Source organism: Rhodococcus sp. GA1 (assembly GCF_024321955.1).
GTDB lineage: Bacteria > Actinomycetota > Actinomycetes > Mycobacteriales > Mycobacteriaceae > Rhodococcus > Rhodococcus pyridinivorans.
Window position 1 is genome coordinate 1,755,442 of the sequence record NZ_CP097186.1, and the last position, 24,954, is coordinate 1,780,395.

The following is a 24,954-nucleotide window of genomic DNA, read 5'->3' on the forward strand; positions in this document are numbered from 1 at the left end:
TTTCTCAGTTCTCCTCGACGACCGTCGTGCCGGTGGCACTCTTCTTGTCGGCATGTTCACCGTCGCCTCGTACACGGAGCGCATCGGGTTCGCCGGCATGGACCCGGTGGATCCCGGCGTCCTCGGCATCCTCGGCTGCGTTCTCGCCGTCCTCGCACTCGTCCGGGATGGCCCGCGTGTGGATGACGACCTCGGGTGCGGGTAGTTCCTGAGCAGCCTCGAGTTCCTCGGCCGACCGCACCTCGGGCCACTGACGGGTGATCGGCTCCGGCCGCTCGCCCAGGTCCTCGCGGATACCGCGCACCAGGCTGTACATCATGATGAAGCCCATCACGAAGAACGGCAGACCCACCACGGTGATGACCTGTTGCAGGGCGTCGAGCCCGTCCTTACCGGTCGCGACGAGCATGGTCGCTGCGACCAGGCCCATGAGCACCGCCCAGAACAAGCGCTGATGGATGGGCGCCTTCCCCTCGTGACCGGCCGCCATCATGTCGAGCACCATCGCGGTCGAGTCCACCGAGGTGACGAAGAAGATCACCACCAGGATGATCGCGATGCCGGACACCAGGCCGGTGAGGGGGAAGTTGCCGAGGAATTCGAACAACGCACCCGGGATGTCCCCGTCGCCCACGACCCGCTCGACGAGACCACCGTTGCCCTCGAGTTCGATGTGGAACGAGCCCATCCCGAAGATGCTGAACCAGATCACCGAGAACAGCACGGGCAGACCGAGGACACCGCCGACGAACTCGCGGATGGTGCGGCCTCGCGAGATGCGCGCGATGAAGATGCCGACGAAGGGCGACCACGTGATGGTCCACGCCCAGTAGAAGACCGTCCAGGTGTTCTGCCAGCCGGAGTCGGCGAAGGTGTCGTTCCAGAACGCCAGGCGCGGCAGGGCCTCGGCGTAGATACCGGCCGACTCGATCATGCCCTTGAGCAGGAACAGGCTCGGTCCGGTGACGAGCACGAAGACCAGCAACATCACGGCCATGCCGATGTTGATGTTCGACAGGCGCTTGATGCCCTTGTCGAGACCGAGAGCGACCGAGATGCCGGCCATCACCGTCACGATCGCGATGAGGGCGATCTGGACGATCCCGGATTCCTGGATGTCGAACAGCTGCGCGAGACCGGCGTTGATCTGCAGGGTGCCCAGGCCGACCGAGGTCGCGACACCGAAGATGGTGCCGATGATCGCGACGACGTCGATGGTCTTGCCGATCGGGCCGTAGATGCGACCTCCGAGCAGGGGCGCGAAGATCGAGCTGACGCGCGGCGGCAGGTGCCGCTTGTAGATGAAGTAACCGAAGCCCAGGCCGGGCAGGGCGAAGATCGTCCAGGTGTGCAGTCCGAAGTGGTAGAGCGCGAAGCCCATGGCTTCTTCCGCGGCCTCCACGGACTGCGGCTCGACATCTTGCATGGGCGGGTTCGCGAAGTGGGAGATCGGCTCGGCGACGCCCCAGAACATGAGGATCGTGCCGATACCGGCGGCGAACAACATGGCGAACCACGCCAGGGTCGAGTGCTCGGGCCGTTCGTCGTCGCCGCCGAGCCGGACCCGGCCGTAATGGGTGAAGGCGATTCCGACGAGGAAGAGCAGGAAGGTCGTGACGCCCAGGATGTAGAACCATCCGAGGTTCGTCATGATCCAGTTGGACGCGGTACTGAAGATGGAATCGACGCCGTCGGTGAACGCGATCGTCACGACGACGAAGAGCAGCGCGATGAGCGCAGAAGAGAAGAAAACCCCCGGTGACGTGCGCAATCTTAACGAATCGTGAGCTTTTTGAAGTATCGGCACCAAACCGGTGTACCCAGAACGGACGAACTTGTACACCCGAAACGCCGATTTTGCACGAATGCGAACAGCCCCCGAGCCGCACCGCCGCACGGATCGCTCCGTGGACCGGCGGTCCCGATCGGACGGACCGGGAGCTCGGGGGCCGGGTGACTACCTGGGATTCGCCAGCCGCGCGCGGTCGGTGAATTCCGTCGTCTCGAGCAGCTAGCGGGTAGCCACCTCACGCGTCCGAATATCAATCACTTCCAGACCACCTCCTTCCTCGTGTACCAGCGAAACTACGCTTCGTTCACGAGGCGGGCAACGCATTTTTCTCGACGCGAACGACCAGGTCGGCGGCGGTATCCGCGGGCAGGCGGTGGGTGACCACCACGACGGTGCGCTCGGGGCCGACCAAGCGTGCGTCGCGGTCCAGGAGGAGTCGCTGCATCAGGTCGGCGCTCTCGTCGTCGAGATGTTCCGTGGGTTCGTCGAGCAGCAGGATCCGTGCGGGCGACAGCAGAGCCCGGGCCAGCAGGAGGCGACGGCGCTGCCCACCGGAGACCGTGCGGGCTCCGGCCCCCAGGACGGTGTGGACTCCCTGCGGGAGTCCGTCCACCCACTCCCCCAGCCCCACGGCGCCGAGGGCGGCCAGTGCCTCGTCCTCGTCCACGTCGCCCCGCGCGACACGCAGGTTCTCGAGGATCGACGTGTCGAACAGGTGGGCGTCCTCCGCGAAGAAGCCGATCTTGCGGCGCAGGGCCGCGGGATCGATGTCCGCGAGGTCGACACCGTCGAGCGTCACTGCGCCTCCGCGTGGGGCGAGCAGACCCGCGAGCGTCATGAGCACGGTGGTCTTGCCGCTGCCGCTGCCGCCCACGATCGCGACGCGACAGCCCGGCCTCAGGTCGAGGTCGACCGGTTCCGTGGACGGTCCGCCGGGCCATCCGCCTCGCAGACCCACCGCACGTAGCCGGCCGGGTCCGTCGGCCGGTTCGATGCCGTGCGGCACCGTCCTGTCGGCGCGGTCGAGCATCTCCGTGACGCGACCGGCCGCCAGGCGTGCGCGGTTGAGGGTCTGCGCGGCTGCCGGGAGGACGGCGGTGGCCTCGAACGCCGACAGCGGCAGCAGGACGAGGATGCCGAGTGTCGTCGGGCTCATGGCCGCCGGACCGGAGCCGAAGACGGCGATACCGACGAGGAGCGCACCGAGCACACTCGCGCCGACCGCGAGGGGTGCGGCCGCGTCGGCGAACGCCGCGGGGACCGCGGAACGGTCGGTGGCACGGATGGAGGCGACGTTCGCGGCGCGGGCCCGCCGGGTGAGCGTGTCGAGCCGTCCCGCGACCCGCAGTTCCGCCGCGTGGTCCAGCACCGTGACCGCGTCCTCGGTGAACCGGGTCCGTGCGGCGTTCGCATCGGCGTCCGCACGGGCCGCGGCGCGGGCGGACAGCCACGGTGCGAACAGTCCGGCAACGAGCAGCGCCGCGGCGAGGACCGCGCCGGCAGCGGGAGCGATGACGGTGAGGGTCACGACCGCCGCGAGGGAGAGCACGGCCGCGACGGCGATGGGCACGAGTGCGCGCACCACGACGTCGCCGAGAGCGTCGACGTCGGCACCGGTGCGCGCGAGCAGGTCGCCGCGTCCCACGCCCAGGGCGGCGGCCGGGTCGCCGTCCGCGAGTCGCCGGTAGAGATTCGCGCGGGCCGAGGTGGTGCCGCGCAGCGCGGTCTCGTGCGTTGCGAGTCGTTCGAAGTAGCGGAACAACCCGCGGGAGATTCCCAGCGCCCGCACCGCGACGACCGCGACGGTCAGGTCCAGGACGGGCGGCATCTCCCATGCCCGCACGATCAGCCACGCCGAGAGACCGGCGAGCAGCAGGGCACTGCCGAGGGTCGCGACACCGGCGAGGACGGCGAGCAGCACTCGGCGCGGCTCGAGCTCGAGCAGGGCCATCGCCCGGCGCAGATCCTTCACCGGGACACCTCCGTCGGTGCTGCGTGGACGGTGACGACCTCGTCCGCGATGGCGAGCAGGGTGGGGCGATGCGCCACGACCACCACGGTGCGGCCGGCCGCGGCGAGCCCGCGCAGCGTGGACAGGACGGTGGCCTCGGTGTCCTCGTCGAGGTGGGCCGTGGGTTCGTCGAGCAGCAGGACCGGGCGCGGGGAGGCGAGGGTGCGGGTGAGCGCCAGTCGCTGACGTTGGCCGAGCGACAGGCCCGTGCCGCCGGCCCCCACGACGGTCCGCCAGCCGTCCGGGAGTTCGGCGAGCACGCTGTCGAAGCCGGTGGCGGCGCAGACGTCGTCGAGTTCGGTGGCCTCCGGGTCGACACCGGTGAGTCGCAGATTGTCGGCGAGCGTGCCGGGCAGCAGCACCGGCCGCTGCGGAAGCCACGCCATCTGCGACCACCAGTTCTCGTCGCCCGCGACGGGACGTCCGTCGACGGTGACGGTCCCCTCGCTCGGCTCGGCGAGCCCGAGCAGCGCCAGCAGGGCGGTGGACTTGCCGGCCCCGTTGGCGCCGGTGAACGCGGTGATCCGGCCGGGACGGCAGATCGCGTCGAGCCGGTGCGGGGCGCAACCGTCGCGGCCGGGCACGGAGACGCCGTCGAAGACGATCTCGCAGTTCGCGACCCGGTCGGTGCCGATCGTGTCCGTGGAGGTGCGACGCGAGGAGGCGCGGCGAGAGGAGGCGGCGTCCGGCACCGAGTCGAGCACGGCGAATGCCTTGTCGGCCGCCGCCATCCCGTCCTCGGCGGCGTGGAACTTGCTGCCGACGGTGCGCAGCGGGAGGTAGGCCTCCGGCGCGAGGATCAACGCGATGATGCCGGCTTCGAGGGGCATGGATCCGTAGACGAGGCGCATACCGATGCTCACGGCGACGAGGGCGACGGACAGCGTCGCGAGGAATTCGAGGACCGTGCCGGACAGGAAGGCCACGCGCAGGGCCGACATCGTAGTCGCGCGATGCTCGTCGCCGAGTTCGCGCACGCGATCGGCGGGCCCCTTCTCACGACCGAGGGCGCGCAGTGTGGGAAGACCCGCGAGGAGGTCGAGCAGTTGTGACGACAGTGTCGTCATCGCGCGCAGGGTGCGGTCGGCCTTGCCTTTGGTGAGCAGGCCGATGAGGATCATGAAGATCGGGATGAGCGGCAGCGTGATCACGACGATGACCGCCGAGGTGAGGTCGTGCAGGGCGATCACGACGATCGTCACCGGGGTGAGGATCACGGCCAGCAGCAGCGCCGGCAGATAGCCGGTGAGATATTCCTTCAGCCCGTCGAGTCCGCGGGTGAGAACCACCGCGATCTCGTCGCGTCGCGGGTCGAGTTCGCGCGGGGGCAGATTCGCCGCGGAATCGAGGACCTCGTGTTCGAGTTCGGCGACCACGCGGGTCGCGGACCGGTGCGCGTACCGCGACTGCAGCCACGTCACCGCGACCCGCACGACGATCGCCACGGCGAGGATCGCCAGTTCGGTCGTCCAGTCGCCGACGGACCGGGCGTCGGTGGTGATGACGCCCGCGAGGACCCGTCCGATCATGAGTGCGGTGACGACGACCATCACGACATCGACCACCGAGGTGACCACGGTCAGGACGAGATATCCGCGGGCTGCGGCCGAGTAGCGCCACAACCGCGGGTCCACCGGCCCCCGCCGACGCGCGGGCGCGTCGGCGGGGGCTGCGGACTGCGTCATGCTCACTTCGAGCCGATCTTCAGACCGATCGAGTGCGGGATGTGGTCGGTCGACAGACGCTGACGGAACACCCAGTACGTCCAGCCCTGGTAGGCGAGGACGACCGGGGTCATGAACGCTGCGGCCCACGTCATGACTTTCAGTGTGTACGGGCTCGACGACGCGTTCTCGATCGTCAGCGACCAGGACGGGTCGAGGGTCGACGGCATGACGTTCGGGAACAGCGACGCGAACAGCAACACCGAGGTCGCGGCGATCGCGACGGTGGTGAACACGAACGCCCAGCCCTCACGCGCGACGATGGTCAGCGCGACCACCGCGAGCAGGGAGATCGCCGCCACGGCGACGAGCGCGATCGTCCAGCCCTTGCCGTAGGCGAGTTGGGTCCACACCACGAACGCACCGGCCACGAGGACGGCGGGCACGGCCAGCTTCCGCGACATCGCCACGGCATCCGTCCGGACCTGTCCCTCGGTCTTGAGCGCGATGAACACCGCGCCGTGCAGCGCGAAGACCAGCGCCGTCGTCGCACCGCCGAGCAGGGCGTACGGGTTCAGCAGGTCGAAGAATCCGCCGACGTACTGCTTGTCGGCGTCGATCGCCACGCCGCGCACGATGTTCGCGAACGCCACACCCCACAGCACGGCGGGCACCCACGAGCCGAAGATGATCCCCCAGTCGCAGCGGCGACGCCAGGTCGGATCGTCGACCTTGCCGCGCCACTCGATGGCGCACACCCGCACGATCAGGGCGAGCAGGATCAGCAGCAGCGGGAGATAGAAGCCGGAGAAGAGGGTCGCGTACCACTCGGGGAACGCCGCGAACAGCGCACCACCCGCGGTGATGAGCCAGACCTCGTTGCCGTCCCAGACCGGACCGATCGTGTTGAGCAGCACCCGGCGCCGGGTGTCCGCCTCGACGGTCCTACCGCGGCCGAGCACCGGGAAGTGCATGCCCACACCGAAGTCGAACCCCTCGAGGACGAAGTAGCCGGTGAACAATACTGCGATGAGAATGAACCAGATTTCCTGAAGCCCCATGTCCGCCCACTCCTAGTACGCGAAGGACAGCTGTTTCGGCTGCGTGTCGTCGGTGTCGTCGTCGGAGCCCGGCGGTTGCGCGTCGTGCTCCTGCGGGCCTTCCATCGCGTACTTGCGGATGAGCCAGAACCACACCACGCCGAGCGCTGCGTAGACGAGGGTGAAGGCGATCAGCGAGGTGAGCACCGTTCCTGCCGCATGATCGGAGACACCCTGGTCGACGGTGAGCCGGATCCTGTCCACGCCCGTGGGATTCGGATGCACCACCCAGGGCTGCCGGCCCATCTCGGTGAAGATCCAGCCCGCACTGTTGGCGAGGAAGGGCGTGGGGATCGCGACGAGCGACAGCGTCGAGAACCACCTCTGGTCGGGCACCCGGCCGCCGCGGGTGACCCACAGCCCGGCCAGGGCCAGGGCCGCGGAACCGGCGGCGAGGCCGATCATCGCGCGGAACGACCAGTAGGTGACGAACAGGTTGGGCTTGTAGTTGCCGGGGCCGAATTGCTGTTCGTACTGCGCCTGCAGGTCCTCGACGCCCTGGAGGGTCACGCCGCTGAACTCGCCCTGCGCGAGGAAGGACAGCACGTAGGGCACGTCGAGGACGTGGATCACGCCGTCGCAGTCGTTGTGCGTGCCGATCGTGAGGATCGAGAAGTTGGGGTCGGTCTCGGTGTGGCACAGCGACTCGGCCGAGGCCATCTTCATCGGTTGCTGCTCGAACATGAGCTTGGCCTGGACGTCACCGGTGACGAACAACCCGATGCCCGAGATGATCATGACCATCAGGCCGAGGCGGGTCGCGGGGCGGAACAGTCCGCGGGCGTCGTTCTCGAGGCGCTGGGCCTCCTCGGGTTCCGAGGTGCGGATCTCGGCGGCGCGTCGCATGTTGCGGACCATCCACCAGCCACCGATGCCGGCGACGAAGGTTGCGGCGGTGAGGAATCCGCCGGCGACCGCGTGGGGGAAGGCTGCGAGCGCGGTGTTGTTGGTGAGCAGTTCCCAGATGCTCGTCAGCTCGGCGCGGCCGGTCTCGGGGTTGTAGGTGGCCCCGACGGGATGCTGCATGAACGAGTTCGCCGCGATGATGAAGAAGGCGGAGGCGTTCACGCCGATCGCGACGAGCCAGATGGTCGCGAGGTGCACGAGTTTCGGCAGGCGCGTCCAGCCGAAGATCCACAGGCCGAGGAAGGTCGACTCCATGAAGAAGGCGACGAGACCTTCGAGGGCGAGGGGTGCGCCGAAGACGTCGCCGACGAAGCGGGAGTACTCGCTCCAGTTCATGCCGAATTGGAATTCCTGCACGATGCCGGTCGCGACACCGAGCGCGAAGTTGATCAGGAACATCTTCCCGAAGAACTTCGTGAGGCGGTACCAGTGATCCTTGCCGGTGACCACCCACATCGTCTGCATGATCGCGACGAGCGGCGCGAGGCCGATCGTCAACGGCACGAGGATGAAGTGATACACCGTCGTGATCCCGAACTGCCACCGGGACAGATCCAAGACGTCCATTGCCACTCCGAGTGAGGCCCGGTCGATACGGAGATCCAGAGCGGGGCCGACGCTGCGGTTCTCGTTCGCGAAGACACGCCGGTAGTACTGCTCCGGCCTTGCTACTACCGAATGTAGTAGCGATTGCGCGAAGTGGGACAGGTTCGTGTCGCCCGACACATCGGACTCACGTCACATCGGATACGGATCACCCGCGGGGGCACACCCGCCGCCACTCAGGAAGCTGTATCGACCGATTCGCTCACGAAGCGGCGTCGACCGCCTCGTCGACGAGGCCTTCGATCTCGCCCTCCTGGACCCGCGAGACCAGCGCGTGCCCGTTGAGGGTGTGCACCCGCACCGCGAGCGCCACGCTGGAGATCAGCCAGAGACCGTCGGCGACGACGAGATCCGCCGGGCGCAGCGGCTCGTACCGGACCGTGAAGTCCCGCTCCCCCGCCAGGTCGAACAGTGCCTGCTGCGTGGTGCCGGGGAGGATCCCCTGCTCCGGCGGCGGAGTGAGCAATGTCCGGCCACGCGCGACGAGCACCGTCGACCGCGGACCCTCGAGCACGTAGCCCTCGGCACTGACGAAGATCACGTCGTCGGCGCCGACCGACTCGGCGTGACGCAGTGCCGCCATGTTCGTCGCGTACGACAACGTCTTGGCACCGAGGAGCTGCCACGGCGCCTTCTGCGCCAGATCGGTCGAAAAACCCCGTTCGAGGGTCACCACGGACACGCCGTCGCGCCGTGCGATGCCGACACGCTCGGCCACCGGCGTCACGAGCAGGAAGGCCGTCGGCGTGTCGGCGCCCTCACGACCACGCGTGTAGACCAGGCGCAGCACGCCCTCCTGCTCGGCGCCCCACTGTTCGAGTGCCACGTCGACGGCGAGCCGCCAGTCGTCGCGATCGGGTTCGGGCAACTGTGCGGCGGCCGCGGACGCCGCGAGCCGGGCGAGATGCAGTTCGAGCGCACGCGCCCGGCCGCCTCGCACGAGCAACGTCTCGAACACCCCGTCGCCACGAAGAACACCGAAATCGTCGGCGTGCAGAAGGGGTGCGTCCGCATCCCTCACCTCGCCGTCCAGCGTCACCAGCACCCGCTCAGCCATGGCGCTCAGCCTAGCCACTGGCAGACCTGTCGGCCGGTTCCCCATAGACTGGTGTCGTGACCGAGTCTCCGATCGTGTCCGAAAGCGCCCTTCTCGCACTTCCCGGCGCAGTCGCCTCGCCTTCCGGCGGGCCCGATGCCGGACTTCCCTGGCATTACGGCGACCCGCTCGGCGAGCAACGTGCCGCCGCCACGTCCGCCGCCGTGGTCGACCGTTCCACCCGCTTCGTCCTCGCTGTTCCGGGCGACGAACGCCTGAGCTGGCTGCACACCATTTCCAGCCAGCACATCGCGTCGCTCCCGAACGGCACCTCCGCCGAGAACCTGAGCCTCGACGCGAACGGCCGCGTCGAACACCACTTCGTGCAGACCGACCTCGACGGCGTGACGTGGATCGACACCGAAGCCGACCGCGGACCCGACCTGCTGGCCTTCCTGAAGAAGATGGTGTTCTGGGCGAAGGCAGAACCCCGCGACGGCAACGAACTCGCGGTCCTGAGCCTCCTCGGGCCGGATGCCGGCAGCCCCGCCGTGCTCGCCGTGCTCGGGATCGACGCGCTGCCGGCCGAACACTATGCCGCCGTCGCCCTGCCCGCCGGTGGCTTCGTCCGCCGCATGCCGTGGCCCACCGAGCACTCCTTCGACCTCCTGGTGCCACGCGAGTCGCTCACCGCGATCTTCACCGCCCTGCGGGACGCCGGCGCGCGTCCGGCCGGCAGCTGGGCGTTCGAGGCCCTGCGCGTCGAAGCGGTCCGTCCCCGGATCGGTGTCGATACCGACGAGCGCACCATCCCCCACGAGGCCCGCTGGGTCGGCGGACCCGAGCAGTACGGCGCCGTCCACCTCGACAAGGGCTGCTACCGCGGTCAGGAGACCGTCGCGCGGGTCCACAACCTCGGCAAGCCCCCGCGACATCTCGTCCTTCTCCATCTCGACGGCTCGGCCGACGGACGACCCGAGACGGGCGACGACATCACCGCCGGAGGTCGCGCGGTCGGACGCATCGGCACGATCGTCGACCATCACGAACTCGGGCCGATCGCGCTTGCGCTCGTCAAGCGCACCATCACGCCCGACACGGCCCTCGTCGCAGGACCGTGCGCGGCGTCCATCGACCCCGACTCCATCCCTCCCGACGACGGCATCCAGGCAGGAAGGGCGGCGGTCGACCGATTGCGCGGCCGGTGACCGCCGAGACGGCCGGCACGCGGCCGGCGACCTCGGGGACCGTCGCAGCGGTCTGCGTCGTGCACACGCTGCACGAGACCGGACTGCGGCGTAATCCCGTCACCGCGATCGACAAGCGTCCCGTCGACGGGCCGGTGCACGTCGGCGAGCTCGGCTTGACCGGCGACCGCCAGTGCGACACCGCCAACCACGGCGGCGTCCACAAGGCCGTCTACGCCTTCTCTCAGGACGAGTCGCGCCGCTGGGGCACCGAACTCGACCGGGAACTGCCCATCGGCTGGTTCGGCGAGAATCTGCACGTCGCCGGGTTCTCCCCCACCGACGCCGTCATCGGCGAGCGGTGGCGCGTCGGCGACGGCGGTCTGCTCCTCGAGGTGACCGGCCCCCGTACCCCTTGCCGCACCTTCGCGATCCGTTCGGAGGAGGGCGACTGGGCCACCCGGTTCGTCGCTCGCGGCGATTGCGGCGCGTACCTGAAGGTGATCTCCGAGGGACCGGTGGCCGCGGGCGACCGCATCGTCGTCGAGCACGTCCCCTCCCACGCGGCCACGGTGCGCGATCTGTTCACCGGGCAGGGCCACGAGCGGGTCGCCGCGATGCTCGAGCAGCAGGCCGACATCGCTCCCAGCGTCGCCGACAAGGCCCGCCGCCTCGCCGGACGACCACAGGAGGGGCGGGCACGGAAGGGAGAGAGTCGTTGAGCGTCGAACTGGTCGAGGTGGTGCGCTCGGGCTTCCGGGAGTGCATCCACCGCGGCTCGCTGATCGTTCTGGACCCGGACGGCGAGGTCCTCGTCTCGCTGGGCGAGGTGCACACGCCGATCTATCCGCGGTCGTCGAACAAGCCGATGCAGGCGGTCGCGCTGCTGCGCGCCGGCTTCGTCCCCCGCGACTCCGCCGAACTCGCGATCGCCACGGCGTCGCACGAAGGTGAGGCCGACCACGTGGAGGCCGTCGAGCGGATCCTGTCCGGTGCCGGTTTCACCGAGAAGGACCTGCGCTGCCCGACGGATCTGCCCGGCAACGAACTCACCCGCGCCGAGGTGCTCGCCGCCGGACGCACGCCGCGGTCGATCTACATGAACTGCTCGGGCAAGCACGCGGCGATGCTCGCGGCGTGCGCGGCGAACGGCTGGGACACCGACGGCTACACCGACGCCGGCCACCCGCTGCAGCAGCTGGTGACCGAGACGATCCTCGAACTGACCGGCGACATCGAGGACACCGATCTCGGAATCGACGGCTGTGGTCTGCCGATCGTGCCCGTCCCCCTGTTCAATCTCGCCCGCGCCTACTCGCGGCTCGCGACGGCGGAGGTCGGCACGCCCGAGCGCGCCGTCGCCGACGCGGTGCGCGAGCATCCGTTCCTGATCTCCGGCACCGGCAAGGACGATCTGAAGCTCATGCGCGCGGTGGGCGGTCTGCTGTGCAAGGCGGGCGCCGACGGGATCCACGCCGGCGCGCTGCCGGACGGCACATCTTTCGCTTTCAAGATCGACGACGGGCACGAGCGGGCACGCCTCCCGCTCACCGCGGCCCTGCTCCACCGCCTCGGAGCGGGTGCCGCCGCGAACGCCGCGACCTTCGATTCCGAACGGCTGGCGGTGCTCTCGTCGGCACCGGTCTTCGGTGGTGGCGTGCGAGTCGGCACCGTCCGGGCCGTCCCGGGGGTGTTCTGAAGGGCATCTCTATCACATTTCAACAGCATTCATGCAGGTCGGGTCGTTATGAGGCGTAACGGACACCGGCCCAGCCGGGTGTGTGGAGGCGCAACCGAAGTTTCCACGCTAAAGTGGGCGTCAGGAAAATACTCAACACACCGGGGCCGCCACTTTTCCCCAGGCCGCCCCGTCAAAGCGCGAGGGGGTTGGCCATGGGCCGCGGCCGGGCTAAGGCAAAGCAGACCAAGGTTGCACGGCAACTCAAGTACAGCTCGCCGTCCACCGACTTCGAGAGCCTCCAGCGAGAGCTGTCTGGCGGAGCAACCAACTCGCAGCGGGACGAAGTCTTCGCCGAGCAACGTTCCGGTTGGGACGACGACTACGACGACGACTGGCGTCGCTGACCTGATATCACTCTCCGACGGAGGGGGAGGCCGACTTTCGGCTCCCCCTCCGTCGGTGGCGTGGTCGGCGTTCGACGCGAGGCCGGACGGCGCTCGTCACCGTCCGCAGCCTTCGAGCCTGTGACTTCCGAGTTCACAACACGGCAGTAGCCGAAAGGCCGGTTCCCCCATTCATCCTGGGGGAACCGGCCTTTCGTCGTGTTCGCGTCGGGCGACGCGCGCCCGTCAGAAGCGCGGGTGGTCTCCGAGCAGCACCGCGCGCTCGTCGGCGCCGTCCTGCGCCTTGCGGACCGTGCCGAGCGTCCAGCAGTCGATGTGCCGGGCGGTGAGCACCGCCAGAGCCCGGTCGACGTCCTCGGGGGCCACGATGGCCACCATGCCGACGCCCATGTTGAAGGTCTTCTCCATCTCGACCCGCTCGACCCGTCCGCGCTGCGCGATGAGGCCGAAGACCGGAGCCGGGCTCCAGGTGGTGCGGTCGAGCTCTGCGACGAGCCCCTTGGGCATCACGCGCGCGAGGTTCGCGGCGAGACCACCACCGGTGACGTGGCAGAAGGTACGCACCTCGGTCTCGGCGGCGAGCGCGAGGCAGTCCTTGGCGTAGATACGGGTGGGCTCGAGCAGCTCCTCGCCGAGGGTGCGACCGAACTCGTCGACGTGCGCCGTCAGGCTCATCTTGCCGATGTCGAGCAGCACCTTGCGGGCGAGCGAGTAGCCGTTCGAGTGCAGACCCGAGGCGCCCATCGCGATGACGACGTCGCCGGGGCGCACGCGGTCGGGTCCGAGCAGCTTCTGGGCCTCGACGACACCCACGCCGGTCGCGGACAGGTCGTAGTCGTCGGCGGCCATGACGCCCGGGTGCTCGGCGGTCTCGCCACCGAGCAGCGCGCAGCCGGCCTGGACGCAGCCCTCGGCGATGCCGGCGACGATCTCCGCGACCCGCTCGGGCACCACGCGGCCGACGGCGATGTAGTCCTGCAGGAAGAGCGGCTCGGCGCCGCAGACCACAAGGTCGTCGACGACCATGGCGACGAGGTCGAGACCGACCGTGTCGTGCTTGTCGAGTGCCTGCGCCACCGCGAGCTTGGTGCCGACACCGTCGGTGGACGCCGCGAGCAGCGGCTCCTTGTATCCGTCCTTGAGCGCGAACAGACCGGCGAACCCACCCAGGCCGCCCATGACCTCCGGGCGGGTGGCCCTCTTCGCGTGCGGGGCGAACAGTTCGACGGCTCGGTCACCGGCCTCGATGTCCACGCCCGCCGCGGCGTAGGAAGCTCCGGGGGTTGCGTCCTCGGTCATGAGTTGTCGGCTCCAGCCTCGAGTTGTGTCTTGTCGTGAAATATCTGGCTACATGCGGGCAGGCACACCTGCGTCCGGGCATGCGAAACGCACGCCGAACCGTGCCGACCGCGGCACTTACGGTACCCGACCAGCTTCTACGGCCGACTGAGAACGTCCGCGTTGTCGTTGTCCAACACGGTCGGGGTGGCCGAATCGGTGTCGACGACGCCGGCGAGGACGTCCTTGCCCGCCTGGTGTTCGCTGGGGAGGGCGATCGGGTAGTGGCCGTCGAAACATGCAGCGCACAAACGGGATGCGGGCTGCTCGGTGGCGCCGATCATGCCGTCGATCGAGATGTAGCCGAGCGAGTCGGCACCGATCGACCTGCGCACCATCTCGACCATCTCGTCGTAGTCGTGCCCCTCCTCGACGGTGTCGCGGGTACCTGCACCATTGGCGATCAGCTCGGCCGGCGACGCGAAGTCGATGCCGTAGAAGCAGGGCCACTTGACCGGCGGCGAGGCGATGCGCACGTGGATCTCGAGAGCACCGGCCTCGCGCAGCATGCGGATCAGGGCGCGCTGGGTGTTGCCACGCACGATCGAGTCGTCGACGACGACGAGGCGCTTACCGCGGATCACCTCGCGCAACGGGTTGAGCTTGAGCCGGATACCGAGCTGGCGGATGGTCTGGCTGGGCTGGATGAAGGTGCGGCCGACGTAGGCGTTCTTCATCAGGCCCTGGCCGTACGGGATCCCCGAGCCCTGCGCGTAACCGACGGCGGCCGGGGTGCCCGACTCGGGTACCGGGATGACCAGATCGCCGTCGATCGGGTGTTCCTTCGCGAGCCGGCGGCCGATCTCCACGCGGGTCGCGTGGACGGAGCGACCGGCGATGGTCGAGTCGGGGCGCGCGAGGTAGACGTACTCGAAGACGCAGCCCTTGGGTTCGGGGTTCGCGAAGCGCGACGAGCGCACACCGTCCGCGTCGATCGCGAGCAGTTCGCCGGGCTCGATGTCGCGAACGAAGGAGGCACCGACGATGTCGAGGGCGGCGGTCTCGCTGGCGACGACCCAGCCGCGGTCGAGGCGTCCGAGGCACAGCGGGCGGATACCCCAGGGGTCGCGGGCCGCGTAGAGGGTGTGCTCGTCCATGAAGGTCAGGCAGAACGCGCCGCGCAGCTGCGGGAGCAGCTTCATCGCGGCCTCTTCGATCGTGCTGTCCTTCGCGCCGTGAGCGAGCAACGCACCGACGGTGTCGGAGTCGGAGTTCGCCGCACCGGGCCGTGTGGGATCGAGCACGCCGAGACGACGTCCGCGTTCGGCGAGTTCGGCGGTGTTGACGAGGTTGCCGTTGTGGCCGAGCGCGACGCCCGAGCCGGCGGCGGTGGTGCGGAAGATCGGCTGCGCGTTCTCCCAGGTCGTCGACCCGGTTGTGGAATAACGGCAGTGGCCGATGGCGATGTGGCCGGTCATCGCGGCGAGCGTCTGCTCGTCGAAGACCTGGCTGACGAGACCGAGATCCTTGAACACGAGCACCTGCGAACCGTCGGCCACGGCGATGCCCGCAGCTTCCTGCCCTCGGTGCTGCAGCGCATAAAGACCGTAGTAAGTGAGCTTCGACACGTCCTCGCCGGGAGCCCACACTCCGAACACTCCGCACTCTTCGCGGGGTTCGTTCTCGGGTTCGGTGGAGGCGAGAAGATTACGTGTGTGGACCGACAGATCGGCACTGGTCACGGACGTGCTCCCTGAGGCTGGACAAGCGGGGCTCCCCCCATTCTACGGGCAGCGCGGGGTGCTTCTTCCCGGACGCCCGGCGTGAACCCCGGCAAACGTCAGAGTCGGGCGATCGGGAGCAGCCGTCCGATCTCCGCTGCGCGCCCACCCGACGCCTCCACCGCACCCGAGTCCACGGCCCCGGCGAAATCGATGCTGCCGACCACCAGACGCAGCCACGTCCGCGGATCGGTCTCGACGACGTTCGGTGGTGTCCCCCGCGTGTGACGCGGGCCTTCGATGCACTGGACGGCCACGAAAGGCGGCACCCTAACCTCCACACTCGACCCAGGGGCTATCTGCTCGAGGCTGCGGGCACTGAGCCGCACAGCGGCGGCGAGATCGGAGCGCGGCGGTTTCTCGTCGCTCTCCCCCCTCATCCACGGACCCACCCGTTCGAGAGCTGCGCGCAGTTCGGCGGGATCGACGGGTCTCCGGGGTGCCATGGCAGCACACCCTAGCGACGCGCGTCGCGCTCGGAAGTACGCAGCCTCGTCGCGATGCCCACGGCGACGGCCCCGCCGGCGTTGATCGCCAGGTGCAGGAGCATCGGCGCGACGACGCTGCCGGTCCGTCGTCGCAGTTCGTCGAACACCACCCCGCTCAGGGCGGTGAGCGCGACGGTTCCGGGCACCGAGTCCCCGGCGTGCCGGGCGGGGGCGACGTGCCAGAGCCCGAAGGCTACCGAGGTCAGCACCCGGTGCCACCTCCGTGACTCGCGGCGGGTCAGTGCGTACAGAACCGATCGGAACAGCAGCTCCTCGGCCAGGACCGTCCCGAAGGGGATGTGCACGAAGACCCACTCGGTGTGGTCGGCGCGTCGCGCTCCGGCGGCCATCCGCCGTCGTACGGGTGGGACGGCGAGCATCACCGTGTAGGCCGCGACGGGCAGGACCACCGACGCGGTCCCCCACCGCAGGCCCTTCCCTGCCCCGCGCCAGCCGAGCTCGGTTGCGGAGACCCCGGCCGCGCGGGTCGCCGCGGCGAGCGCGACTCCGAATCCGGCGTTCGCTGCGGCCCGGCCGCGCGGACCGAGATCCATCGCCGGGAGGACGAGGTTGTTCCACGCGACCAGCGCGGCGGCACATCCCGCAGCGGTGCAGCTCACGGCGGTGCCGGTCACTGCAGCGACTCGCGATGTCATTTCTCGGGCCCGTCGTCCTCCGCGAACGCCTCGAGGGCGATGCGCACCCGCTCGGTGTCGTTCTCGGTCCAGCCCTCGGGCTGGGTGATCTCGATCCATCCCTCGAGCACCGCCGACCCGTAGTTGTGGCCGTGTCCGTCGGGGACGCCGGCAGCGTTGGTGAGGTCTGCGGAGACCTGCCAGAAGGTGACGAAGGGGAACCACCGCATCTGCGGCAGCCGGTCGCGTCCGGGCGGCTCCGACAGCCAGTCGGGGCGGGAGAACAACAGGTCCGGCGACCACCAGACGACGGGATCCGAGGCGTGCTGGATGTAGAGCACGCGCGGCGACAGCCACGGTGTGTCGGGCTCGTGGATCGCCTCCCGGCTGTCTGCGAAGCGCACGACGAGACCGTCCGCGTACACCGGTTGCACCTCGGTCGTGCCGGGATCGCGGCGCTCGACGAGCTGCCGCCACAGACGGTTGGAGTTGGGCGGGCCCACCCACAACACCCCGTCCATCTGGGCGCGGATCTCGGCAAGGCTGTCGAAGGCACCCTCCCCCGACTGCGTGCCGAGGCTCTCGCCGTAGAGGAACAGATCGGGGCGGTCGTCCTCGGGCAGCTGCGACCAGCGTTCGTGTACCCGCTCGATCAGCATCTTGCCTGCGGCCGCAGCCTTCTCACGGTCGGCGAGGAAGGAGATCCAGCTCGGGAGGTAGGAGTACTGCCAGGCCACCATCGCCAGGTCGCCGTTGTGCACGAGCTCCATCGCGCGGGCCGCGGTGGGATTGACCCAGCCGGTGCCGGTGGTGGGGATCAGGACGAGCGTCGAGCGGTCGAAGGCACCGGTCCGCTCGAGTTCCGCGAGGACGAGGTCGATGCGTTCTTCCGGGGTGGGTGCGGTGTCGAGACCGACGTACACGCGGATCGGTTCCGGTGCGGGACTGCCGTTGACGGCGGTCAGTTCCTCGGCGTCGAGTCCTCGCGAGACGAAGTTGCGACCCTCGAATCCGAGCGTCTCCCAGGCCGCGAGGGACTCGGGACTGCCGGACTTTGCGGGGTCGACCGGTTGGATCGCCCCGGGACGAGTGGTGTCGTCCTCCAGGCCGAACGCCTGATTGACGATCGCGTAGGAGCCTCGGACGAGCACGCCGTCGATGAGCATGAAGGTCGCCAGCACGACGACGAGAACGCCGAGCGTGCGGGCGAGACCGAGCGGCATCCGGGTGCGGCGCATGAGCAGCATCGACACCCAGCGGACGATGTCGCGCAAGCCGCGCCACAGAGCGATGAGGGCGGCAGCGACCGCGACGCTCAGCACGATGGTGCGCAGATATCCCGAGGTCGTGGTGCCCTCGACACCCATCAGGGCGGCGAGCTGGCGTTGCTCGCCGGCGGAGAGCACGAGCGCGACGAGCGACGCGAGAACGGCCGCGACCGGAACCGCGACCTTGATGGCACGCAGCACAGGCAACGGCGGCGGCCACCATCGCCACGCGGGGAGCAGGAAGCGGGCCACGGGCCAGCCGACGACGCATCCGACGCCGTACCCGATCGTGGCGTTGATGCCGCCGATCAGGCCCTGGAAGAGCCAGTCGCGCGGAAGCAGCGACGGCGTCAGCGACCAGCAGAAGAACAGCGCGGCGAAGGCGACGCCCGTGAAGTCCAGGCCGAGCCACCCCCACACCCGCGCGGTGAGGGGGTGGCGCTCACCGAAGTCGGTGACCGCGGCGATGATCCGGCCCTGCCGGGCCTCGAACGCCGCCAGTCGATCGACCTGGGTGGCCGGCACGGTTACCCGAACAGGGCAGGCAGGGTCCCTTCCCACACCTCGCGCAGCTCGGTCATGGGGATCGAGAACAGGCCCTGGATCTCGACGGAGTCGGATCCCTCGTCGACGACGCCGATGCGCACCCACGGCATGTTGCGTGCGGTGCACATGCCCGTGAAGCGCGATTCCTCGGTGCGCGGCACGGCCACGAGCACGCGGCCGGCCGATTCGGAGAACAACGTCACGAACGGATCGGCGCCCTCGGGGAGCAGCACGCGGCAGCCGGTCTCGCCTGCGAGTGCGGCCTCGACGACGGCCTGCGCGAGACCACCCTCGGACAGGTCGTGTGCGGCGGAGATCAGGCCGTCGCGCGAACCGGCGGTGAGGATCTCCGACAGCAGCCGCTCACGGTCGAGATCGACCTTCGGCGGGACACCACCGAGGTGGTCGTGTTCGACCTGCGCCCAGATGGAGCCGTCGAACTCGTCGCGGGTCTCGCCGAGCAGGATCAGCGTCTCGCCCGGCTCGAGGCCGACGCCGGTGGGGATGCGACGGTGCACATCGTCGATCACACCGAGCACCGCGACGACCGGGGTCGGCAGGATCGCGGTGGCGCCGGTCTGGTTGTAGAAGCTGACGTTGCCACCGGTGACGGGGATGCCGAGCTTCGCGCAGCCGTCCGCGAGGCCGCGCACGGCCTGCTGGAACTGCCACATCACGCCGGGGTCCTCGGGCGAACCGAAGTTCAGGCAGTTCGAGACGGCCTTCGGCGTCGAACCGGTGACGGCGACGTTGCGGTAGGCCTCGGCGAGGGCGAGCTGGGCGCCCGTGTACGGATCGAGCTGCGTGTAGCGGCCCGAAGCGTCGGTCGCGAGCGCGATGCCGCGGCCGGTCTCCTCGTCGATACGGACCACACCGGCGTCGGCGTTCTCGGCGAGCACCGTGTTGCCGCGCACGTAGCGGTCGTACTGCTCGGTGATCCACTTGCGGCTGCACAGCGCCGGCGACGCGAGCATCTTCAGCAGCGTCTCGCGCAGCTCGTCGGCGGTCTCCGGACGCTTCAGGCCGGCGGTGGTGTTCGCGATCAGCTCGTCCTGCGAGGCCGGGCGCTCGACGGGGCGCTCGTAGACCGGGCCCTCGTGCGCGACCGTGCGCGGCGGCACGTCGACGACGGTCTCGCCGTGCCAATCGATGACGAGGCGGTCGCCGTCGGTGACCTCACCGATGACGGTGGCCAGGACGTCCCACTTCTTGCAGACGTCCATGAAGGCGTCGACGTTGTCGGGCGTGACGACCGCGCACATGCGTTCCTGCGACTCCGAGGACAGCACCTCGGCCGGGGTCATGCCCTTCGCGCGCGTCGGGACACGCTCGAGGTTGATGTGCATGCCACCGTCGCCGGCGGCGGCGAGCTCGGAGGTCGCGCAGGACAGACCGGCACCGCCGAGGTCCTGGATGCCGACGACGAGCTTCTCGCGGTAGAGGTCGAGGCAGCACTCGATGAGCACCTTCTCGGTGAAGGGGTCGCCCACCTGCACGCTCGGGAGCTTCTTGGGGCGGCCGCCGGCGCTGTCGTCGAAGGTCTCGGAGGCGAGGACGGACACGCCGCCGATGCCGTCGAGGCCGGTGCGGGCACCGAACAGGATGACCTTGTTGCCCGTGCCGGAAGCGTGGGCGAGGTGCAGGTCCTCCACGCGCATCGCACCCGCGCACAGCGCGTTCACGAGCGGGTTGCCTTGGTAGGAGGCGTCGAAGACGGTCTCGCCACCGACGTTGGGCAGGCCCAGGGAGTTGCCGTAGCCGCCGACACCGCGCACGACACCGTCGACGACGCGACGGGTGTCGGGGTGATCGGCGGCGCCGAAGCGGAGCTGGTCCATCACGGCGATCGGGCGGGCGCCCATGGCCATGATGTCGCGGACGATGCCGCCCACGCCGGTCGCGGCGCCCTGGTACGGCTCGATGTAGGACGGGTGGTTGTGCGACTCGACCTTGAAGGTGACGGCCCAGCCGTCGCCGATGTCGACGACGCCGGCGTTCTCACCGATGCCCGCGAGCATCGACTCACGCATCTCGTCGGTGGTGGTCTCGCCGAAATAGCGCAGGTGCACCTTCGACGACTTGTACGAGCAGTGTTCGGACCACATCACCGAGTACATGGCGAGTTCGGCGTCGGTGGGGCGACGGCCCAGGATCTCCTTGATCCGGGTGTACTCGTCTTCCTTCAGACCCAGCTCCCGATAGGGCTGAGCGGCGTCGGGGGTTTCGGCGGCGTGGGAGACGGTATCCACGTGCGGTGACACTGGGCGTCGGGTCCCTTCACTCTGGGATCGAAAACGGCAGGCCGGGCGGGAACTGCCGCGGATCAGTCTATCGTTGTGCAGGCGCGACGGGGTTCACCGGTGCGGGCACGAGCCCCGACGGTGTGACGGCCACCTCGGTGCCCAGCGCATCGAGGGTGACGGTGCCCGAGTGCTCCCCGTCGAATCGGTACCACCCGTCGACGAGCGTGAAGGTCGCGATCACCGGCGGTCCGCCGAGATCGACGATCCAGTACTGCGGGACGCCGGCCTCCGCGTATTCGGAGAACTTCGTGACGCGGTCGGTGCGGGCCGTGCCGTCGACGGTGACCTCCACGACCAGCTTCACCTCGGAGATCGGCGCCCGATCGGGATCGGCGTCGACGAGGGAGCGTCCCACGACGATCACGTCGGGGCACCGCACCGTCAGCGGCTTCTCCGCGACCAGCACCTCGACGCCTCCGAGCGCGCACCATTCGTCGGGCAGCTTCTCGTCGAGGAGCAACGCCAGGGTCACCGCGGCATGATCGTGCGCCGCCCCCGGCGCAGGCGCGGCGAGGAGCACGCCCTCGCACACCTCCACATGGTGCCCGTCGGATTCGGGCAGGGCCGCCCACTCGTCGAGGGACAGCAGATGATCGGGGTAGGACGGGACGTCCACTGCATTCCCCCGTTCTCTCCGACCGGACACGACCGTCTTCAGTGTGTCACCGGCGGGTGCTTCGGGGCGGGCGAACGCGGTCACGATGCCGGGGTCAGGAAAGCGGTCAGCGCCTGCGCATAGCTGGCCACGTCGTCCGCGCCCATGAACTCGCGCGCCGAGTGCATGGCGAGCTGCGGGGCGCCGACGTCGACGGTCGTGATGCCGGTCCTCGACGCGGTGATCGGGCCGATCGTCGAGCCGCACGGCAGGTCGGCGCGGTGCACGTACCGCTGCAGCGGGACCCCCGCCTGCTCGCAGGCCAGCGCGAAGGCTCCGGCGCCGGTCGCGTCGCTCGCGTAGCGCAGGTTCTGGTTCACCTTCAGGACCGGTCCGCCGTTGACCGCGATGCGGTGGGCGGGTTCGTGCCGCTCGGGGTAGTTGGGGTGCGTGGCGTGCGCCATGTCGCCGGACGCGACGATCGAGCCGGCGCGGGCGCGGAGGAACTCCTCCCGGCCGCCACCCCGGAGCAGGACGATCCGTTCGAGGACGGTGTCGAGCAGTTCCGAGAAGGCGCCGCGGTCGGACATGCTGCCGACCTCCTCGTGGTCGAACAGGGCGAGGAGCGGCATCGGGCCACCGTGCGCTGCGACGTGTGCCACGGCGGCGAGAAGGGCGTGCAGTCCGGCGTAGCAGGTGCCCTGGTTGTCGAGACGCGGTGCGCTGACCAGGTCGCGGCCCGGCCCGACGACCGCGCTCGGTGCGAGGTCGTGGGTCATCAGTTCCCAGCCGAGCACCGCGCCCGGGTCGATTCCGTGCTGCTCGGCGACCCACGCGATGAACGAGCGCGGTTCGGTGCCGACTCCCCAGACGCCGTTGACGTGGCGCTGCGGGTCGAGCTGGACGCCCTTGCGGTCCTCGGACAGGTGGATGGCGAGCTGCGGGACACGCAGGACCGGCGCGTCGACTCGGACGAGGACGTCCTCGGTCGTCTCCGCCGCGCGCACGGTGAAGCGGCCGGAGATGCCGAGGTCGCGGTCGAGCCACGAGTTGAGCCACGCACCGCCGTACGGTTCGAGTCCCACCATCCGCCAGCCCGCCGATGTGAGGTCGGGATGCTGCTTGACGCGCAGGTTGGGGCTGTCGGTGTGCCCGCCGACGATGCGGAAGGGTGCGGCCGGATCGTCGGCGACACCCTCGGTGCTCCATGCGATCAGCGACCCGCCGCGTATCAGGAAGAAGCGTCCCGGTTCGGCGGGCCAGGCCTGCTGCTCGTGCAGTTCGACGAAGCCCGCCTCGGTCAGCGCCGCGGCGACGGTGGCGCAGACGTGGAACGGCGACGGCGACAGGTCGACGAAATTACAGAGACCCCGAGCATCGGCACGCGTGGAAGACATGACTGCATCTTCGCATCACGGACAGCGGGAGCGCCGACCGAAAGCGCCGGCCCGCTCTCCTCGTACCGAGTGTCAGTGCCCCTCGGCGACGCAGAACAGGTTGCCCTCGGGGTCGGCGAGCGTCACCCAGCGGAAGTCGTCGCCCATGTCCTCACGGTGGACCTCCTTCGCGCCGGCCTGCACGAAGCGCTCGACCTCGGCGTCGAGGTCGGGGGCGGCGAGATCGAGGTGCACGCGGTTCTTCCCGGGTGTCGGATCGGACACCTTCTGGAAGCCCAGCCTGATGCCCTGTGGCAGGGCGACGATGAAGAACCAGCCGTCGTTCTCCTGCTCGATGCGGCCGCCCGTACGCTCGGCCCACCATCTCGCGATCGGAGCCGGATCGGTCGTGTCGAAGGTGATCATCGCAATGGTCGCTGTCATGGCGCGACGGTACCGCCGGGGACCGACACGCAACGCCCGTCGACGGACAGGTCCGATTTGGGTAGTCCTACTCAGGACAGGACGATTCGGCTCCGGCAGACTGATCCGCGATGTCGCGCATGGGGGATGACGACGACATCGCGCCCGGGACTTGATCGGGGGGTCGAGCTCCGGGTTGTAGGGACGAGGGATTCCGCAGCCGATCGGGACGGTGGCGGGGTCCCTCGTTCCGTCTCTCCTGTTCCGGAACTTCGGTTCGAAGGATTCCTCGAGCCCGCCGGAACGAGCGACGCCCCCACGACCCGGGAGGGTCGATGGGGGCTTCGCCGGAAAATTCCGGTCAGGCGGTCACGCGTTGACGACCGCGTCCAGCACGCTGTAGAACATGCCGAGTCCGTCATCGCTGGGGCCGGTGAGCGCCTCGGTGGCGTGCTCGGGGTGCGGCATGAGACCGACGACCCGGCCGTTCGCCGACGAGATGCCGGCGATGCCGCGCTGCGAACCGTTCGGGTTGTCGCCCGCGAAGCGGAACACCACGCGACCTTCACCCTCGAGCTCGTCGAGCACCTTCTCCGATGCCTGGTAGCGGCCCTCACCCGACTTGAGCGGGATGAGGATCTCGGCGCCGGCCTCGTAGCGCGAGGTCCACGCGGTGGTGTTCGACTCGACCTTCAGCCACTCGTCGCGGCAGACGAAGTGCAGACCGGCGTTGCGGGTGAGCGCGCCGGGCAGCAGACCCGCCTCGCACAGCACCTGGAAGCCGTTGCAGATGCCGAGGACGGGCATGCCCTTCTGCGCGGCCTCGACGACCTTGCCCATCACCGGTGCGAACCGTGCGATGGCACCGCAGCGCAGGTAGTCGCCGTAGGAGAAGCCGCCGGGCACGATCACCGCGTCGACCCCCTTGAGATCGGCGTCCCCGTGCCACAGGCTCACGGCCTCACCACCGGCGAGCTTCACCGCGCGGGAGGCGTCGACGTCGTCGAGCGTGCCCGGGAAGGTGATGACTCCGATGCGTGCGCTCATGCGTCACCGTCGATCCGCCGGATGGCCCAGTCCTCGATCACCGTGTTGGCGAGCAACGACTCGGCGATCTTCTCGAGCTCCTCGTCGCCGACGCTGCCGTCGACCTCGAGCTCGAAACGCTTACCCTGACGGACGTCGGTCACGCCCGCGAAGCCCAGCCGCGACAGCGCCCCGGTGATGGCCTGACCCTGGGGGTCGAGAATCTCGGCTTTGGGCATGACTTCGACGACGACACGCGCCACGTGCTGCTCCTCGGTAGTAGTGCTGGCGCCCGGGGACGGACACCGGACATCCAGCAGTTTACCGGCCGTGGCCACCGGGAAGGGCATCGGCCGAGGTCCCGCTCGTGCGAGACCCGTCACCCCCGTTCAACGCCGCTCGGCAGCAACGAGTTCGCGCACGCGGGGCGCGACCTCACCGGCGAAACGTTCGAGGTCGGACCGCGACCCGTCCGCGGTCTCCGCGAAGGTGCCGGAGATGTTGTAGAGCCGGCGGATCGCGGCGGGATCACGCCCGGCACGGTGCGCACCCTCGTCGACGCGGGCGCTCATCTCCCCCAGCTTCTCGGGCCCGGCGGCGAACGAACTCGGCAGCCATCCGCCGGCGAAGCGGCCGGTGACGTCGAGCATCCGCTTGCCGTAGGCGCCGAGCCAGATGCCGAGAGCGTGCGCGGGGAACGGGCCCCGCTTCGCGCCGGTCAGCCGGTAGTACGTGCCGTCGATCCCGGCCGCGCCCTTCTCGTCCGACCACAGAGCACGGATCACCTCGATCGCCTCGATCAGTGCGTCGACCGCTTCGCCGGGGCTGCGATGCGGTCCAGGCGCTCT

Annotated in this window: 23 protein-coding genes; 5 read left to right on the top strand and 18 right to left on the bottom strand. The window is 69.4% G+C overall.

The features are described from left to right. Nucleotides 1–4: 4 nt before the first annotated feature. On the bottom strand, nt 5–1,711 hold the full coding sequence (locus M3330_RS08240) for a BCCT family transporter (protein ID WP_228045097.1): 1,707 nt from the start codon (nt 1,709–1,711) through the stop codon (nt 5–7). On the opposite strand from M3330_RS08240, the gene M3330_RS08245 reads away from it, so the two are divergent. Continuing rightward, nucleotides 1,650–1,787 (top strand): hypothetical protein, encoded by a 138-nt coding sequence (locus M3330_RS08245; RefSeq protein ID WP_228045205.1) that lies wholly within the window; start codon nt 1,650–1,652, stop codon nt 1,785–1,787. The two genes, M3330_RS08240 and M3330_RS08245, sit on opposite strands and share 62 nt — an antisense overlap. 309 nt (nt 1,788–2,096) lie before the next feature. Here the strand turns inward: M3330_RS08245 and cydC are convergent, their stop codons facing one another. The 5 genes from cydC to M3330_RS08270 all read right to left on the bottom strand — a co-directional run bounded on the left by cydC (nt 2,097) and on the right by M3330_RS08270 (nt 9,136). Continuing rightward, nucleotides 2,097–3,743, bottom strand: coding sequence for a thiol reductant ABC exporter subunit CydC (gene cydC, locus M3330_RS08250; RefSeq protein WP_197539146.1), 1,647 nt, complete (start codon nt 3,741–3,743; stop codon nt 2,097–2,099). Nucleotides 3,744–3,760: 17 nt separating this feature from the next. After that, entirely contained in the window at nt 3,761–5,488 is a 1,728-nt protein-coding gene (gene cydD, locus M3330_RS08255; protein WP_019290026.1) for a thiol reductant ABC exporter subunit CydD, read from the bottom strand. 2 nt (nt 5,489–5,490) lie between these two features. Next, entirely contained in the window at nt 5,491–6,528 is a 1,038-nt protein-coding gene (gene cydB / locus M3330_RS08260) for a cytochrome d ubiquinol oxidase subunit II (protein WP_006551807.1), read from the bottom strand. Between the two features lie 12 nt (nt 6,529–6,540). Then, nucleotides 6,541–8,040 carry a cytochrome ubiquinol oxidase subunit I gene (locus M3330_RS08265; protein WP_024103014.1) on the bottom strand — a complete coding sequence of 500 codons (1,500 nt, stop codon included), beginning with the start codon at nt 8,038–8,040 and terminating at the stop codon, nt 6,541–6,543. 241 nt (nt 8,041–8,281) lie between these two features. Then, nucleotides 8,282–9,136: an aminodeoxychorismate lyase gene (locus tag M3330_RS08270; RefSeq protein ID WP_024103013.1), complete on the bottom strand. Its 855-nt coding sequence runs from the start codon at nt 9,134–9,136 to the stop codon at nt 8,282–8,284. Between the two features lie 56 nt (nt 9,137–9,192). Here M3330_RS08270 and M3330_RS08275 point away from each other — a divergent pair, with 56 nt between their 5' ends. The 4 genes from M3330_RS08275 (at nt 9,193) to M3330_RS08290 (ending at nt 12,387) form a co-directional block, all read left to right on the top strand. After that, nucleotides 9,193–10,323: a folate-binding protein YgfZ gene (locus tag M3330_RS08275; RefSeq protein WP_019290027.1), complete on the top strand. Its 1,131-nt coding sequence runs from the start codon at nt 9,193–9,195 to the stop codon at nt 10,321–10,323. Next, entirely contained in the window at nt 10,320–11,024 is a 705-nt protein-coding gene (locus M3330_RS08280) for an MOSC domain-containing protein (protein WP_024103012.1), read from the top strand. The genes M3330_RS08275 and M3330_RS08280 overlap by 4 nt, the downstream gene beginning before the upstream one ends. Continuing rightward, the gene (locus M3330_RS08285) at nt 11,021–12,001 is read left to right on the top strand and encodes an asparaginase (protein WP_006551812.1); all 981 of its coding nucleotides are present in this window, start codon (nt 11,021–11,023) and stop codon (nt 11,999–12,001) included. Before M3330_RS08280 ends, M3330_RS08285 begins: the two co-directional genes overlap by 4 nt. Nucleotides 12,002–12,195: 194 nt before the next feature. Next, a complete protein-coding gene (locus M3330_RS08290; protein WP_006551813.1) occupies nt 12,196–12,387 on the top strand; it encodes a DUF3073 domain-containing protein in 192 nt (63 codons plus the stop codon). A 225-nt stretch (nt 12,388–12,612) separates the two neighbouring features. Here M3330_RS08290 and purM read toward each other — a convergent pair whose 3' ends face one another. From purM to M3330_RS08350, 12 genes are all read right to left on the bottom strand, one after another. Further along, nucleotides 12,613–13,686: a phosphoribosylformylglycinamidine cyclo-ligase gene (gene purM / locus M3330_RS08295; protein ID WP_006551814.1), complete on the bottom strand. Its 1,074-nt coding sequence runs from the start codon at nt 13,684–13,686 to the stop codon at nt 12,613–12,615. A 137-nt stretch (nt 13,687–13,823) separates the two neighbouring features. Further along, entirely contained in the window at nt 13,824–15,407 is a 1,584-nt protein-coding gene (gene purF, locus M3330_RS08300) for an amidophosphoribosyltransferase (protein WP_006551815.1), read from the bottom strand. Nucleotides 15,408–15,505: 98 nt separating this feature from the next. Then, a complete protein-coding gene (locus M3330_RS08305) occupies nt 15,506–15,892 on the bottom strand; it encodes a sterol carrier family protein (RefSeq protein ID WP_024103011.1) in 387 nt (128 codons plus the stop codon). 11 nt (nt 15,893–15,903) lie between these two features. Further along, nucleotides 15,904–16,590, bottom strand: a complete 687-nt coding sequence (locus tag M3330_RS08310; protein WP_064255954.1) for a CPBP family intramembrane glutamic endopeptidase — start codon at nt 16,588–16,590, stop codon at nt 15,904–15,906. Further along, nucleotides 16,587–18,362, bottom strand: a complete 1,776-nt coding sequence (locus M3330_RS08315) for an alpha/beta-hydrolase family protein (RefSeq protein ID WP_006551818.1) — start codon at nt 18,360–18,362, stop codon at nt 16,587–16,589. Before M3330_RS08315 ends, M3330_RS08310 begins: the two co-directional genes overlap by 4 nt. A 2-nt stretch (nt 18,363–18,364) precedes the next feature. Continuing rightward, nucleotides 18,365–20,644, bottom strand: a complete 2,280-nt coding sequence (purL, locus tag M3330_RS08320) for a phosphoribosylformylglycinamidine synthase subunit PurL (RefSeq protein ID WP_024103009.1) — start codon at nt 20,642–20,644, stop codon at nt 18,365–18,367. Nucleotides 20,645–20,711: 67 nt separating this feature from the next. Next, nucleotides 20,712–21,302 carry a Uma2 family endonuclease gene (locus tag M3330_RS08325; RefSeq protein WP_024103008.1) on the bottom strand — a complete coding sequence of 197 codons (591 nt, stop codon included), beginning with the start codon at nt 21,300–21,302 and terminating at the stop codon, nt 20,712–20,714. A gap of 80 nt (nt 21,303–21,382) precedes the next feature. After that, nucleotides 21,383–22,678 carry a M18 family aminopeptidase gene (locus M3330_RS08330; RefSeq protein WP_024103007.1) on the bottom strand — a complete coding sequence of 432 codons (1,296 nt, stop codon included), beginning with the start codon at nt 22,676–22,678 and terminating at the stop codon, nt 21,383–21,385. A gap of 72 nt (nt 22,679–22,750) precedes the next feature. Next, complete coding sequence (locus M3330_RS08335) at nt 22,751–23,101, bottom strand: VOC family protein (RefSeq protein WP_024103006.1); 351 nt, start codon at nt 23,099–23,101, stop codon at nt 22,751–22,753. 348 nt (nt 23,102–23,449) lie between these two features. Beyond that, nucleotides 23,450–24,127: a phosphoribosylformylglycinamidine synthase subunit PurQ gene (gene purQ / locus M3330_RS08340; protein ID WP_006551823.1), complete on the bottom strand. Its 678-nt coding sequence runs from the start codon at nt 24,125–24,127 to the stop codon at nt 23,450–23,452. Then, a complete protein-coding gene (gene purS / locus M3330_RS08345) occupies nt 24,124–24,369 on the bottom strand; it encodes a phosphoribosylformylglycinamidine synthase subunit PurS (protein ID WP_006551824.1) in 246 nt (81 codons plus the stop codon). Before purS ends, purQ begins: the two co-directional genes overlap by 4 nt. A gap of 126 nt (nt 24,370–24,495) precedes the next feature. After that, nucleotides 24,496–24,891 carry an LLM class flavin-dependent oxidoreductase gene (locus M3330_RS08350; protein ID WP_006551825.1) on the bottom strand — a complete coding sequence of 132 codons (396 nt, stop codon included), beginning with the start codon at nt 24,889–24,891 and terminating at the stop codon, nt 24,496–24,498. Nucleotides 24,892–24,954 lie beyond the last annotated feature (63 nt).